The organism is Streptomyces maremycinicus, from assembly GCF_001184025.1.
GTDB lineage: Bacteria > Actinomycetota > Actinomycetes > Streptomycetales > Streptomycetaceae > Streptomyces > Streptomyces maremycinicus.
Genome location: NZ_BBYG01000011.1, coordinates 507,418 through 521,565, shown reverse-complemented (window position 1 = coordinate 521,565; position 14,148 = coordinate 507,418). Strand labels below are relative to the sequence as shown.

Genomic DNA, 14,148 nt, shown 5'->3' with positions numbered 1-14,148 from the left:
CCTCGCATCAGCTCGCGGCGGCCCCCGCACCCCGGACGGCCCACGCATCGCAGCGCCCGCACGACCCAGGCATCGCACGGCCCACCCGTCGCACGACCTGCACACCGGACGGCCCGCACACCGGGCGGTACCCGCCGCCCTCGCGCAGAATCGGAGCATGGATCTGCCCGTGATGCCGCCCGTGAAACCGATGCTCGCCAAGTCGGTGGCGGCGATCCCGCCGGGCATGCAGTACGAGGCGAAGTGGGACGGTTTCCGGGCGATCGTGTTCCGCGACGGTGCCGAGATCGAGTTGGGCAGCCGCACCGGCAAACCGTTGACCAGGTATTTCCCGGAGCTGGTGGAGGCGTTGCGGGAGCGGTTGCCGCTCCGGTGCGTGCTGGACGGGGAGATCGTGATCGCCCGGGAGGGCCGGCTCGACTTCGACGCCCTCACCGAGCGCATCCACCCGGCGCAGTCCCGGGTGCGCACCCTCGCCGAACGGACCCCGGCGTCGTTCGTCGCCTTCGACCTGCTGGCGCTCGAGGACCGGGCGCTCCTGGACGTGCCGCTGAGCGACCGGCGTGAGCTGCTGACCGGGGCGCTCGCCGAAGTGACGGCGCCGGTGCACCTGGCACCGGCGACGACCGACGCCGAGGTGGCACAGCGGTGGTTCGAGGAGTACGAGGGCGCGGGACTTGACGGCGTGATCGCCAAACCGCTCACCCTGCGCTACCGCCAGGACGAGCGCGCCATGTTCAAGGTCAAGCACGAGCGCACCGCGGACGTCGTCGTCGCGGGATACCGCTTCCACAAGAGCGGGCCGGTGGTGGGCTCCCTGCTGCTGGGCCTGTACGACGACAGGGGCGTCCTCCAGCACGTCGGCGTGTCGGCCGCGTTCGCCATGAAACGCCGGGCGGAGCTGATCGAGGAGCTGGAGCCGTTGCGCATGGAGGACGCGGCGGGTCATCCGTGGGCGGCCTGGGCCGAGGAGGCCGCGCACGAGACGGCGCGGCTGCCCGGGGCGCCGAGCCGCTGGTCGGGCAAGAAGGACCTGTCCTGGGTGCCGCTGCGGCCCGAGCGGGTGATCGAGGTGGCGTACGACCACATGGAGAACGGGGCACGGTTCCGGCACACCGCCCGCTTCCGCCGCTGGCGCCCCGACCGCACCGCGACCAGCTGCACGTACGCGCAACTGGAGGAACCGGTGCGCTACGACCTGGCGGAGATCCTCGGGGCCCCGCCCGTGAGGCCGCCCGCCGCACCGCCCACGCCGCCCCACGGAGCCTGAGGCGTAGGTGGGGGCGTAGGCGGAGGCGGGCGGGTTCCCGCGCGCTCGTCCGTCACGGCGTCATCAGGATCTTCACCGCGCCGTCCTGCTTGTGCTGGAACATCTCGTAGGCGTGCGGGGCGTCCGACAGCGGCACGCGGTGGGTGGCGAAGTCGTCGACGCCGAGCGGGTCCTCGTCGGTGAGGTACGGCATGATCTCGTCGCTCCAGCGGCGTACGTTGGCCTGCCCCATGCGGATCTGGAGCTGCTTGTCGAACATGGTGAGCATCGGCAGCGGGTCGGCCATACCGCCGTAGACACCGACGAGGGAGAGGGTGCCGCCGCGGCGCACCAGCTCGATGGCGGTGTGCAGGGCGGCGAGCCGGTCGACGCTGAAGCGTTCCGCGAGCGGGCCGCTCAGTTTGCGAGGCAGCATGGCGGCGGCGTTCTGGATCATGCGAGCGGCCGCGCTGCCGTGCGCCTCGGTGCCGACGGCGTCGATCACCGCGTCGGGGCCGCGGCCGTCGGTCTCGTCGCGGATCGCGGCGACGAGCTCCTTCTCGGTGTCGAAACTGCGCAGGTCGTACGTCTCCACGCCGCGCGCGCGGGCCCGGCGCAGCCGGTCGCCGACCAGGTCCACACCGAACACCCGGCCCGCGCCGCGTACCTGGGCGATGCGGCAGGCCATGTCACCGATGGGGCCGAGGCCGAGCACCGCGACGGTGCCGCCCTCGGGGATGTCGGCGTAGGCGACCGCCTGCCAGGCGGTGGGCAGCACGTCGGAGAGGTAGACGAAGCGGTCGTCGGGCGGCCCCTCCGGCACCTTGATGGGGCCGAACTGGGCCTGCGGTACGCGCAGATACTCGGCCTGGGCACCGGGCACCGCCCCGTACAGGCGGGTGTAGCCGAACAGCGCGGCACCCATTCCCTCGCCGGTGACCTGGGTCGTCTCGCACTGGGTGGGCAGCGCGTTCAGGCACATCCAGCAGTTGCCGCAGGCGATCTGGAAGGGCACCACGACCCGGTCGCCCGCCCGCAGATCGGGTACCGCGGCACCGACCTCCTCGACGATGCCCATGGGCTCGTGGCCGAGGATGTCGCCCGGGGTCATGAACGGGGTGAGCACCTCGTACAGGTGGAGGTCGGAGCCGCACAGACCGCTGGACGTGATGCGGATGACGGCGTCCGTCGGTTCCTGGATCGTCGGGTCGGGAACCGTGTCCACCCTGACGTCCCGCTTGCCCTGCCAGGTCACTGCCTTCATCGCACCGCGCTCCCTCCGCCGACCGGCCCGTCCCGGCTGGTCCGGGGGTACCGGTTCCTGGCTGCGGCCCGGGTACCCGACGCCCCGGCCCCGAACCACGCCACCCCGGCCGGCACAGCCCGCACAGCCCGCACAGCCCGCACAGCCCGCACAGCCCGCACAGAGCCACGCATAGCCACTCTCGAACGGATGAGCGCACAATCGAGACACGAAACGGGGGTGGCCATGACAGGCGCGATACGTCCAGGACGTGCCGGACACCGAAGACACCTGGAAGGCCTCGTCGCGGCCCTGTCGGCCGTCCTGCTGGCGATCACCCTCGCGGCGGGCTGTACGACGAGCCGCGAGCCGTCGAGAGGCGACGACAGCCGGAGCGCCTCGCGGCAGCCGGACCCGAGCGGCAGCACCAGCCCGAGCGCCGTCGCCGCCTCCCCGCTCGCCGTGAAGATCGACAACGCCCCGGGGGCCCGGCCGCAGACCGGTCTCGACGCCGCGGACGTCGTCTACGTCGAACAGGTCGAGGGCGGGCTGAGCCGGCTGATGGCCGTGTACGCGACCACGTTGCCGAAGGCCGTCGGTCCCGTGCGCAGCGCCCGGGAGTCGGATCTGGAGTTGCTGCGCCAGTTCCGGCGTCCGGTGCTGGCGTTCTCCGGCGCGCAGGGCAAGCTGCTGCCGCTGATCGACCGGGCGCCGCTGGACGCCGTCACCCCCGAGGACGCGGACGGGGACGGGGCCTACTACCGGGGCACCGACCGGGCCGCGCCGCACAACCTCTACGTGCGCCCGGGCCGCCTGCTGCCCGCCGCGCCGGGCGCCGCCGCGCTGACCACCGGGTTCCGCTACGGCGCCGCGCCCGCCGGCGGTACGGCGCTGCCCTCGCTCACCGTGCGCTACCCGGCGGCGCGCTTCACCTTCACCTGGTCCGCGAGCCGGGCCCGGTGGCTGGTCTCGACGGACGGCGCGCCGACCGTGACGACCGACGGGCGGCGGGTGGCCCCGGCCACGGTGGTCGTGCAGTACGTGAAGGTGCGCGCGTCGGGCTTCCACGACTTCCTGGGCAACAACACGCCGTACACCGAGACGGTGGGCTCGGGAACGGCGCGGGTGCTGCGTGACGGGCGGGTCCACGAGGTGAACTGGAAGCGGGCGACGGCCACGTCCGGCACGGACTTCACGACCGCCGACGGCTCCCCGGTCGCCTTCGCCCAGGGTCAGGTGTGGGTGGTGTTCGCCCAGGCACCCTGACGCGGCGCGCCGCGCGGCTCCGCGCACCCGGGGGCCGGTGTCGCGTTCAGGACGGCGCGACCAGCGGTTCCCCGGGGTTGCGCAGGCCCTCCGCCGCGTCCGAGACACGCTGGATGAGCTCGAGGAACAGGGTCTGCTCCGCGGCCGAGAGGGGAGACAGGAAGACCTGGTTCATCCGGGCCGTGCGCACGGTCAGCCTGCGGTGGGTGCGCAGCCCTTCGTCGGTGAGGCCCAGCAGGAAGCGGCGCCCGTCCTGGGGGTCGCGGACCTTGTCGAGCAGGCCCCGGCGGATGAGCCGGCTGATCACCTCGGCGATGGTGGAACGGTCGAGCCCCACCCGCTCCCCCACCGTGCGCTGGTCGAGGCCCGGCTCGGCCACGAGCGCGTTGAGGACCGCGAACTGCGGCGAGGTGATCTCCTCGGAGACCATCGTGTTCCACAGCAGGTAGTGCGCCTGCTGGAGCCGCCGGGCCAGGTGCCCGGGGTGGCTGGTGAGATCCACCGCGGCCATGTGCGCTCCTCAGCGTGAGATGTCGCCGTCTGATTTCATCGGTGCACTGAACGATACCCCGCCTGATGAGCCACGTCTTGTGGCCGAGTGACCCTCGTCAGACCTCCGGCCTGGGGTCTTGACTGCTCCACTCCACGGTGGCAGCGTGTGTGAAACCTCGGAGAAATAATCAGTGCCCTGATTAATTGACGGCCGGGGGCGCGCGGAAGAGATGGGGCTTCACGGATGGACAAGGTGGTCGCCACGGCCCTGGAGGCGGTGGCCGACGTGCCGGACGGCGCGTCTGTGGCAGTGGGCGGATTCGGACTGAGCGGCGTACCGAACGTGCTCATCCAGGCTCTGTACGAGCGGGGCGTCGCCGGACTGTCGGTCGTCTCCAACAACTGCGGCGCGATGGAGTCGGGCCTCGCGGTCCTGCTCGCCGCCGGGCGGATCGCCCGGGTGACCGGTTCCTACATCGGTGCGAACAAGGAGTTCGCCCGCCAGTACCTGTCCGGTGAGCTCGAGGTCGAGATGATCCCGCAGGGCACGCTGGCCGAGCGGCTGCGGGCCGGCGGCGCCGGGATCCCCGCCTTCTACACCCCCGCGGGCGTGGGCACCCAGGTCGCCGACGGCGGACTGCCGTGGCGGTACGACGGTGAGGGCGGCGTCGCCCTGGCGTCACCGCCGAAGGAGGTCCGGGAGTTCGACGGCGTGGAGTACGTCCTAGAGCACGCCATCCGTACGGACTTCGCGCTGGTCAGGGCGGCGAAGGGGGACCGGCACGGCAACCTGGTGTTCAACAGGTCCGCCCGCAACTTCAACCCGCTGTCCGCGATGGCCGGGCGGATCACGATCGCCGAGGTCGAGGAGCTCGTCGAGCCCGGCGAGATCGACCCGGACGCGGTCCACGTGCCGGGCATCTTCGTGCAGCGGGTGCTCGCGCTGACCCCGGGGCAGGCGGCGGACAAGAGGATCGAGCGGCGGACGGTCTCCGCGCCCGTGACCGAGGGAACGGTGAGCGAGTGATGGCCTGGACACGCGAGGAGATGGCGGCCCGCGCCGCGCGCGAGCTGGAGGACGGCCAGTACGTCAATCTCGGCATCGGCCTGCCGACCCTCATCCCCAACTACCTCCCGGCGGACGTCGAGGTGGTGCTGGAGAGCGAGAACGGCATCCTGGGCACCGGCCCCTACCCCACCGACGACGCCGTCGACCCGGACCTGATCAACGCCGGCAAGGAGACCGTGACGGTCCTGCCGGGCGCGTCCTTCTTCGACTCGGCGCTGTCCTTCGGCATGATCCGCGGCGGGCACATCGACGTCGCCGTGCTCGGCGCGATGCAGGTCTCCGAGCGCGGCGACCTGGCGAACTGGGCGATCCCCGGCAAGCTGATCACCGGGATCGGCGGGGCGATGGACCTGGTGCACGGCGCCCGCACGGTCATCGTCGTGATGACCCACACCGCCAAGGACGGCAGCCCCAAGATCCTCACGGACTGCGCGCTGCCGCTGACCGGGAAGGCCTGCGTGAACCGGATCATCACCGACCTGGGCGTCCTGGACGTCACCGAGGAGGGTCTGGTGCTGGTGGAGACCGCGCCGGGCGTCACCGCGGAGGAGATCGTGAAGAAGACCGCCGCCAAGGTCCGCATCGCCGAGGAGTTCCCGTCATGAGCGACACCGGCAACACGCTGAAGACCGTGTACGTCGTCGACGCGGTCCGTACCCCGATCGGCCGCTACAACGGCGCGCTCGCCTCGGTGCGGCCGGACGACCTCGCCGCCCACGCCATCCGTGAACTGCTGGCCCGTACACCCGCGTTGGACCCGTCCCGGATCGAGGACGTGTACTTCGGCAACGCCAACGGAGCCGGTGAGGAGAACCGCAACGTCGCCCGGATGGGCGCGCTGCTCGCGGGCCTGCCCACCTCCGTGCCCGGTGTCACCGTCAACCGGCTGTGCGCCTCCGGGCTGGAGGCGGTCGTCCAGGCGGCCCGGGCGATCGCGGTCGGCGACGCCTCCGTCGCCGTGGCGGGCGGTGTGGAGTCGATGACCCGCGCGCCGTACGTGCTGCCGAAGTCGGACCGGGCGTTCCCCGCCGGGCACACCGAGCTGTACTCGACGACGCTGGGCTGGCGGATGGTCAACCCGCGGATGGACCCGCAGTGGACGATCCCGCTGGGCGAGTCGGCCGAACTGATCGCCGACAAGCACAAGATCGGCCGCGAGCAACAGGACGAGTTCGCCCTCGCCAGCCACCGCAAGGCCGCGGCGGCCCAGGAGGCCGGCCTGTTCGACGCCGAGCTCGCGCCGGTGTCGATCCCCCGGCGCAAGGGCGATCCGGTCGTGTTCGGCGCCGACGAATGCGTCCGGCCGGACGCCTCGCTGGAGGCGATGGCCAAGCTCCGGCCGTCGTTCCGGACCGAGGACGGCACCGTGACGGCGGGCAACGCCTCGCCGCTGAACGACGGCGCCGCGGCCCTGCTGCTGGTGGACGAGGACGGGTTGAGGGCGACCGGACGTGAGCCGCTCGCCCGGGTGAGTGCCACCGGCGTGTCCGCGATCGACCCGCAGTACTTCGGGCTCGCCCCCGTCGAGGCGGTCAACCGCGCGCTCGCCAAGGCGGGCAAGGGCTTCGCCGATCTGTCGGTGCTCGAACTGAACGAGGCCTTCGCGGCCCAGGTGCTGGGCTGTGTGGCCGAGTGGCCCGAGTTCGACCCGGCGGTCCTCAACCCGCAGGGCGGCGCGATCGCCCTCGGCCACCCGCTCGGCGCCTCCGGTGCCCGGCTGGCCGGCACGGTCGCCCACCAGCTCGCCCGTCGGGGCGGCGGCGTCGGGGTCGCCACCCTCTGCATCGGTGTGGGCCAGGGCCTCGCCCTCGTCCTCGAACGTTAAGAAACCCGGGAACCGTCATGACTCTCACGCAAGCCGACATCGACCAGGAGATCGCGGCCGAGCACGCCGCGTACGAGAAGCGGCTCGCCGACGGCGCGCCCGTCGAGCACCAGCCGCGCCGCGACTACGCGCCGTACCGGTCCTCCGTCCTGCGCCACCCGAAACAGCCGCCGGTCGCCATCGACGTCAGCAAGGACCCGGAACTGGTGGAGCTGGCCTCCCCCGCCTTCGGCGAGCGGGACATCACCGAGATCGACAACGACCTCACCCGGCAGCACAACGGCGAGCCGATCGGTGAGCGGATCACCGTTTCCGGCCGGCTGCTGGACCGTGACGGCCGGCCGGTGCGCGGTCAGCTGGTCGAGATCTGGCAGGCCAACTCGGCGGGCCGCTACGCCCACCAGCGCGAGCAGCACGACGCGCCGCTGGACCCGAACTTCACGGGCGTCGGCCGCACGCTCACAGACGACAGCGGTTTCTACCGTTTCACCACCGTGCAGCCGGGCCCCTACCCCTGGCGTCAGCACGTCAACGCCTGGCGACCGGCCCACATCCACTTCTCGCTGTTCGGCTCGGCGTTCACGCAGCGGCTGGTGACACAGATGTACTTCCCGAGCGACCCGCTGTTCCCGTACGACCCGATCATCCAGTCGGTGACGGACGACGCGGCCCGGCAGCGGCTGGTCGCCACGTACGACCACAGCCTGTCGGTGCCGGAGTTCTCGATGGGCTACCACTGGGACATCGTGCTCGACGGGCCGCACGCCACCTGGATCGAAGAAGGACGCTGAGCTGCCATGACGAAGATCGACACGAGCCGCCCGGAGAGCGTCCTGCCCACTCCGTCGCACACGGTCGGCCCGTTCTACGGCCACGCGCTGCCGTTCCCCGGCGGCGGTGACATCGCCCCGCTCGGCCACCCGGACACGATCGCGCTCCAGGGCCATGTGTACGACGGGGAGGGCAACCCGTTGCCGGACGCGTTCCTGGAGCTGTGGGGCGCGGACCCAGAGGGCAATCTGCCGCGGGTGGACGGCTCGATGCGGCGGGACCCGTCCAGCGGTGGTTTCCTCGGCCGCAACGGCGTCGAGTTCACCGGCTGGGGCCGCATCCAGACGGACGCGAACGGCCACTGGTCGGCGCGGACGCTGCGGCCCGGCGCGCGCGGACACAGCGCCCCGTACCTGAGTGTCTGCGTGTTCGCCCGCGGGCTGCTGGTGCATCTGTTCACCCGGATCTACCTGCCGGACGACGAGGCCGCGCTGACCGCCGACCCGCTGCTGGCGCGGGTGGACCCGGCGCGGCGCGACACGCTCATCGCCACGCGGGGCGAGCTGGGGACCTACCGTTTCGACATCCGCCTTCAGGGCGAAGGCGAGACGGTCTTCCTGGAGTTCCAGTGACAACTGCTCACCACGACGCCGGTCTGCTCGCCCCCGGGTGGACCGGCTCCCCCGCCGCAGCCGCGACCGACGACAGGGCCTATCTGCGGGCGCTGCTCGACGCGGAGGCGGCGCTGACCCGCGCCCAGGAGGCTCTGGGGCTGGCTCCGCGAGGCGCCGGCGCGGCCGTCACCTCGGCGGCCGACGACGGCGGGTTCGACGTGCGCTCCCTGGCCGAGCGGGCGCGCGCGGGCGGAAACCCGGTGATCCCGCTGGTCGCGGATCTCACGAAGGCGGCCGGTGAGGAGTACGGGCCGTACGTCCACCGGGGCGCGACCAGCCAGGACATCATGGACACGGCGACGATGCTGGTCGCGGTCCGTACCCTCGGTCTCCTGCTGGCCGACCTCGACCGCGTCCAGCGGGCGCTGGCCCGGCTGGCCGCCGAGCACCGCGACACACCGATGCCGGGCCGCACCCTCACCCAGCACGCCGTGCCGACGACCTTCGGGCTGAAGGCGGCCGGCTGGCGGTCGCTGGTGCTCGACGCGCGGGACCGGGTGACAGCCGTACGGGACTCGCTGCCGGCCCAACTCGGCGGCGCGGCCGGGACGCTGGCGGCCTTCACGGCGTACGGAGCCACCGACGCGACCGCCTTGCCCGGTGCCTTCGCCGATGAACTCGGGCTGCGGGCACCGCTGTTGCCGTGGCACACCCTGCGCACGCCGATCGCCGACCTGGCCGGCTGTCTGGCCTTCGCGGCGGGCGCGCTGGGGAAGGTCGCGACGGACGTCCTGACCCTCGCGCGCACCGAGATCGCCGAGGTGGCGGAGGGCAGCGGCGGCGGTTCCTCGGCCATGCCGCACAAGGCGAACCCCGTGCGGTCCACGTTGATCGCGGCCGCCGCCCGGCGTGCTCCGCAGCTCGCGGCCACGCTGTACGGATCGCTGGCGGCGCAGGACGAGCGGCCGGCGGGGGCGTGGCACGCCGAGTGGGAGCCGCTCAGGGAGCTGCTGCGAGTGGCGGGCGGGGCCGCCCGGGACGCGGCCGAACTGACCGGGGGGCTCCGGGTGGACGCCGACGCGATGCGGGCACACCTCGGCCTCACCCACGGACTGATCGTCTCCGAGCGGCTGTCCGCGGCGCTGTCGGCGGTGCTCGGCCGCGGCCGGGCCAAGGAGCTGCTGACCGAACTCGCCCGGCGCACCTACGCCGAGGGCCGTCCGCTGGGTGAACTCCTCGCCGAGGAACCCGGCTTGAAGGACGTCGACCTCGACGATCTCACCGACCCCGCCCGCTACACCGGCTCCGCCGGAAGCCTCACCGACCGTGCGCTGGAGCGACGTTGACCGAGAAGCTGCTCAACCACCGTGCCGAGGGACCGACCACCGCTCCCCCGCTGCTGCTCGGCCCCTCGCTGGGCACGTCGTACGCCCTGTGGGACAAGGTCGCGCCGGAACTGTCCGTCACGCACCGGGTGATCCGCTGGGATCTGCCCGGGCACGGGGGCTCGGCGGCCGACCTCATCGGCCCCGGCGCCACCGTGGGTGATCTCGCGGACCTGGTGCTGGCGCTCGCCGACTCGCTCGGCCTGGAGCGGTTCGCGTACGCGGGCGTGTCCCTGGGCGGCGCGGTGGGTCTGCATCTGGCGCTGCACCACCCGGAGCGGGTGTCGGCGCTGGCGGTCATCTGCTCGTCGGCCCACTTCAACGGGGCCGGGCCGTGGCAGGAGCGGGCCGCGCTGGTGCGCCGCGAGGGACTCGCCGGGCTCGCCGAGGGCGCGAACGCCCGTTGGTTCACCCCCGGGTTCACCGTGCCGGGGCTGGTCGCCGACCACCGCGACGCCGACCCGGAGGCCTACGCGGCGTGTTGTGACGCGCTGGCCGCGTTCGATCTGCGGGAGCGGCTGCCGGAGATCGGCGTGCGGACCCTGCTGATCGCCGGGCGGCAGGACCCGGCGACGCCGCCGGCGCATCTGCGGGAGATCGCGGACGCGGTGCCGGGCGCCACCCTGGTCGAACTCCCGGGCGCCTCGCATCTCGCGCCCGCCGAGTGCCCCGAGGCCGTCCTGACCGTGCTGCGCGCCCACCTGGACGGCCTGGCCGAGCGGGGCATGGAGGTGCGCCGGGAGGTGCTCGGGGACGCGCACGTGGACCGTGCGCAGGCCCGGCAGAACGCGTTCACCGCGCGCTACCAGGACTTCATCTCCCGCTACGCCTGGGGCGAGATCTGGACCGACCCGACGCTCAGCCGCCGCGAGCGCAGCATGGTCACGCTGACCGCGCTGGTGGCCCACGGCCACCACGACGAGCTGGCCATGCATGTACGAGCGGCCCGCCGCAACGGGCTCACCCCGCAGGAGATCGGCGCCGTGCTGCTCCAGACGGCCGTCTACTGCGGCGTCCCGGCGGCGAACTCGGCCTTCGCGACGGCCCAGCGAGTGCTGGCCGAGGAGGAACACGAAACCGGCTGACCCGATGTCACCCTCACGCCGGAACCGACGGGCACACGAGCCGCGGCGCACCATCCACGCGGCTGCCCTGTCGGCAGGACGCGTCAGGCACACGGGGCGACGGCGCACGACCCGGGCGGCTGCCTCCTCGGCCCGGCCACTGGTCAGCCGCGAGCCACCGGTGCGAGACCGGGTGGCGGGTCCGTCGAGGCCGGGACGGGGCCGGCGAACCCCGGGCAGCAGGCCCGCCCGGGCTTTGGCAGTAGGTCCGCCGAGGCCCGGCCGCCGACCCGCCGGGGACCGGCCGCAGTCCACCGAGGCCGGGCGGCAACCCACTGAGGCCCGTGCGGAGGGCCCGCCGAGGCCCTGTCACCGGTCCGTCGAGACCGGGCGGCACGTCCATCGGGGAGCGGCCCCCGATGTCATCTTTGCCGGTGGCCCGGTCGCGGCTATCTTCTGGTCTGGCCGGGAACCAGGCCCACTTGGGGTGCGCCGAGGCCGCGCAGGGCCTGTTGGGCCTGGTCGACCAGCCCGTCCGCTCCGCAGGAGCGTGCCAGGGACAGGCCCCGGCTGAGTTCGGAGACCGAGCGGGCGAGGATGCCGTACTCGACGCGGGCCGCCGCGTGCTCGTACTGGCAGGGCGAGGACTCCAGGAAGGTGACGGCCTGCTGGGCCAGCCGGACCGCGCGCTGGCCGGTCTCCAGGGCGGCGGCGCAACGCAGGGCCTCCCCGATCGCGGTGTCGGTGCCGAAGCGCTCGGCCTGCCGACGGGCCTCGGAGACGAGCCGGTTCGCCCGGGCCGGGTCCTCGGTGGCCAGCGCCCGGGCGAGTTCGACGGCCCAGGGGACCATCACCGGGTTGAGGTGGCCGCGCACGGCGGCCGCCTTCTCGGCGGCCTCCAGCTCGTTCACGCCGTCCTTGACCCGGCCGACGGCCAGCAGCAGCCGGCCGCGCACCGAGCGCGGGTCGGGCAGGACGATCGTCGACGGGTAGGGCGGGGCGAATCCGTACTGCTCGGCGGTCTCCCAGGCCTCGGCGACATGGCCACGGGCCAGCAGCGTGTCGACGAGGTTGCAGGTGGCCGACCAGTACAGGGGCAGGCCGCGACCGACGCGTTCGGCGACCCGCAGGGATTCCCTGAGGGACTCCTCCGCCTCCTTCAGACGGCCCCGACGGCGCAGGCCCAGTCCGAGGTAGGCGTGGGCCAGGGCGAGATGGCCGCCGCTCCAGCCCGCGGAGGTGTAAGCGCGCAGGGCCTCGTTGAAGAGGGCGTCGGCGCGGTCGAGCCGGTCGGTGTAGGCGTAGGAGCTGGCCAGCATCATCAGCAGTTCGATGCCCCACTCCTGGTCGGTCCAGCCGAGCCCGGGGGCGAGGCCGCCGTTGACGAGGGCGCGGTCGCAGAACTCGGCGACCTCCTCGGCGTTCTCACCGTGGGTCATGGCGTCGAAGCCGCGCAGGATGAGCAGGGCGCGCTCGGCGTTGTCCCGGCCGGTACAGGTCGCGGCGAGATCGGCGAGTCTCTCGGAGCGGCGCGGTGTGGTCGCCTCCCCGGCGTGCACGCCCTCCCACATGAACTGCACCGCCTGGAGCCGCAGCCGCGCGGGTCCGGGAGCGTGCCGGGCGGCCTCCGCCTCGACGGTGCGGACGGCCTCCTCCAACTGGTCGTTGTGCAGGAGGGCCTGGGAGAGGCGGTACACGGCGTCGACGCGCTCGGGGCCGTCGAGTCCCGGCATGCCGAGCGCGGTGCGCAGGTGGTCGATGGTTCTGGCGGGGGCGGTGAGCAGGGTGGCGCAGCCCAGTTCGTAGAGGACGTGCGCGTGGACCTCGGGGGCGGGCGGTTCGCTCAGGGCCCGTTCCAGACAGCGGCGGGCCGCGTCGGGGGCGCCGACGGCGAGGTGTTCGCGGGCGGCCTCCCGCAGCTGTTCGACGAGTTCCTCGTCGCCTTCCGCGTGGACCTGGAGCAGGTGCCGGGAGGCGGCCGCGAGGCCCTTGCCCGCGTCGGTGACGACCTGGGCGGCGATGCCGTGCATCGCGGTGCGCAGGCCTCCGGGGATGGAGTCGTAGACGGCGGAGGCGATCAGCGGGTGGACGAACTCCAGATCGCCGTCGCCGGCCGGGACGGCCCCGGGGACGGGCTCGGTCAGGATGCGGGCGTTGCGCAGCAGTTCGGCGCAGCGCGCCGCGTCGTCGCGGCCGAGTCCGGCGAGCAGGGCGGCCTGGTCGACGGAGATGTCGGCGCCGAGGATCGCGGCGGCCATGGCGAACTTGGTGGCGTCGACGCCCAGTTTCTCCAGGCGGTCGACGAGGCCGCCGCCACGGGCCGCGCGGTTCAGGGCACGCAGTTCACCCGCCGAGGACTCGCTCGCCTCCAGTTCGCTGTCGCGGACCTTGGCGAGGAGTTCGACGGTCTCGTACGGGTTGCCGTCGGTGACGGCCCAGACCTCGCGGCAGAACGCGGCGTCGGCGTGCGGACCGAGGGTGGCGCGGGTGAGGCCGGCGACCGCGGTCGGGGTCAGGGCGCTGAGGCTGGTGACGGCACGGCCCGCGGCCGTGCCGATGGCGTCGAGGTGGCGGGCGGCGTCACCCTTGACCTCGCCGGGCCTGCGGGCCACGACGACCAGGACGGAGAGTTCGTCGAGGCGCTCGACGAACGCGACGAGCCAGCGCAGGGTCTCCTGGTCGGCCCAGTGCGCGTCGTCGATCAGCAGGACGAGCGGGTAGTCGCGCCGGGCCAGCCGGGTCACGGCGGCGACGAGGCCGTCGCACACGCCCTGCGGGTCGGCGTGGCCCTCGCCGGGTTCCAATATGCCGAGAGCGGGGCCGGCGATGTCGTACCAGTCGCCGAGGTACTCGCGGGCCTCCTCCGGGTGCAGGGACAGCAGGGCGGGCTGAAGCAGCTGCCGTACCACGTTGAAGGGGACGGACCGCAGGGTCTCGCCGCCGCGGGCCGACCAGACCGCGCAGCCGCGGCTCTCGGCGATACGGCGTGTCTCGGCCAACAGGGCGGTCTTGCCGAAGCCCGCCTCGCCCCTGAGGACCAGCAGGTGACCCGACGAGGAACGGTCGGCGCGGAGTGTCTCCACCGCCTCGGCGATGGCGGCGACCTCCCGCTCGCGCTCCCACAGGGAAGCCGACGCGGCCGCCGTCGGCCTGACCTCCGTCATCCCGCT

At 73.2% G+C, this 14,148-nt stretch carries 12 protein-coding genes; 9 read left to right on the top strand and 3 right to left on the bottom strand.

Annotation, left to right across the window (positions count from 1 at the left end):
* The first annotated feature begins 157 nt into the window (after window positions 1–157).
* Complete coding sequence (locus AOQ37_RS12735) at window positions 158–1,270, top strand: ATP-dependent DNA ligase (protein WP_062644301.1); 1,113 nt, start codon at window positions 158–160, stop codon at window positions 1,268–1,270.
* A gap of 52 nt (window positions 1,271–1,322) precedes the next feature.
* On the opposite strand, the gene AOQ37_RS12730 is transcribed toward AOQ37_RS12735, so the two are convergent.
* Entirely contained in the window at window positions 1,323–2,513 is a 1,191-nt protein-coding gene (locus AOQ37_RS12730; protein ID WP_062644300.1) for a zinc-dependent alcohol dehydrogenase, read from the bottom strand.
* A 225-nt stretch (window positions 2,514–2,738) separates the two neighbouring features.
* Here AOQ37_RS12730 and AOQ37_RS12725 point away from each other — a divergent pair, with 225 nt between their 5' ends.
* Window positions 2,739–3,758 carry a DUF3048 domain-containing protein gene (locus AOQ37_RS12725; protein WP_078890139.1) on the top strand — a complete coding sequence of 340 codons (1,020 nt, stop codon included), beginning with the start codon at window positions 2,739–2,741 and terminating at the stop codon, window positions 3,756–3,758.
* Between the two features lie 46 nt (window positions 3,759–3,804).
* Here the strand turns inward: AOQ37_RS12725 and AOQ37_RS12720 are convergent, their stop codons facing one another.
* Window positions 3,805–4,269, bottom strand: a complete 465-nt coding sequence (locus AOQ37_RS12720) for a MarR family winged helix-turn-helix transcriptional regulator (RefSeq protein ID WP_062644299.1) — start codon at window positions 4,267–4,269, stop codon at window positions 3,805–3,807.
* A 225-nt stretch (window positions 4,270–4,494) separates the two neighbouring features.
* On the opposite strand from AOQ37_RS12720, the gene AOQ37_RS12715 reads away from it, so the two are divergent.
* Genes AOQ37_RS12715 through pcaDC form a run of 7 tightly spaced genes read left to right on the top strand, consistent with a single transcriptional unit; the run spans window position 4,495 to window position 10,999 of the window.
* Window positions 4,495–5,277 carry a CoA transferase subunit A gene (locus AOQ37_RS12715; RefSeq protein WP_062644297.1) on the top strand — a complete coding sequence of 261 codons (783 nt, stop codon included), beginning with the start codon at window positions 4,495–4,497 and terminating at the stop codon, window positions 5,275–5,277.
* Window positions 5,277–5,924 carry a CoA transferase subunit B gene (locus tag AOQ37_RS12710; protein ID WP_062644295.1) on the top strand — a complete coding sequence of 216 codons (648 nt, stop codon included), beginning with the start codon at window positions 5,277–5,279 and terminating at the stop codon, window positions 5,922–5,924. The genes AOQ37_RS12715 and AOQ37_RS12710 overlap by 1 nt, the downstream gene beginning before the upstream one ends.
* 17 nt (window positions 5,925–5,941) lie before the next feature.
* A complete protein-coding gene (locus tag AOQ37_RS12705; RefSeq protein WP_062644515.1) occupies window positions 5,942–7,144 on the top strand; it encodes a thiolase family protein in 1,203 nt (400 codons plus the stop codon).
* Between the two features lie 17 nt (window positions 7,145–7,161).
* Complete coding sequence (gene pcaH, locus AOQ37_RS12700) at window positions 7,162–7,935, top strand: protocatechuate 3,4-dioxygenase subunit beta (RefSeq protein ID WP_062644293.1); 774 nt, start codon at window positions 7,162–7,164, stop codon at window positions 7,933–7,935.
* 6 nt (window positions 7,936–7,941) lie between these two features.
* A complete protein-coding gene (pcaG, locus tag AOQ37_RS12695; protein WP_062644292.1) occupies window positions 7,942–8,547 on the top strand; it encodes a protocatechuate 3,4-dioxygenase subunit alpha in 606 nt (201 codons plus the stop codon).
* Window positions 8,544–9,875: a 3-carboxy-cis,cis-muconate cycloisomerase gene (gene pcaB, locus AOQ37_RS12690; RefSeq protein WP_062644291.1), complete on the top strand. Its 1,332-nt coding sequence runs from the start codon at window positions 8,544–8,546 to the stop codon at window positions 9,873–9,875. The genes pcaG and pcaB overlap by 4 nt, the downstream gene beginning before the upstream one ends.
* Window positions 9,872–10,999 carry a bifunctional 3-oxoadipate enol-lactonase/4-carboxymuconolactone decarboxylase PcaDC gene (gene pcaDC / locus AOQ37_RS12685; protein WP_062644289.1) on the top strand — a complete coding sequence of 376 codons (1,128 nt, stop codon included), beginning with the start codon at window positions 9,872–9,874 and terminating at the stop codon, window positions 10,997–10,999. The genes pcaB and pcaDC overlap by 4 nt, the downstream gene beginning before the upstream one ends.
* Before the next feature lie 428 nt (window positions 11,000–11,427).
* Here the strand turns inward: pcaDC and AOQ37_RS12680 are convergent, their stop codons facing one another.
* Window positions 11,428–14,142, bottom strand: a complete 2,715-nt coding sequence (locus AOQ37_RS12680) for an ATP-binding protein (RefSeq protein ID WP_062644285.1) — start codon at window positions 14,140–14,142, stop codon at window positions 11,428–11,430.
* Window positions 14,143–14,148 lie beyond the last annotated feature (6 nt).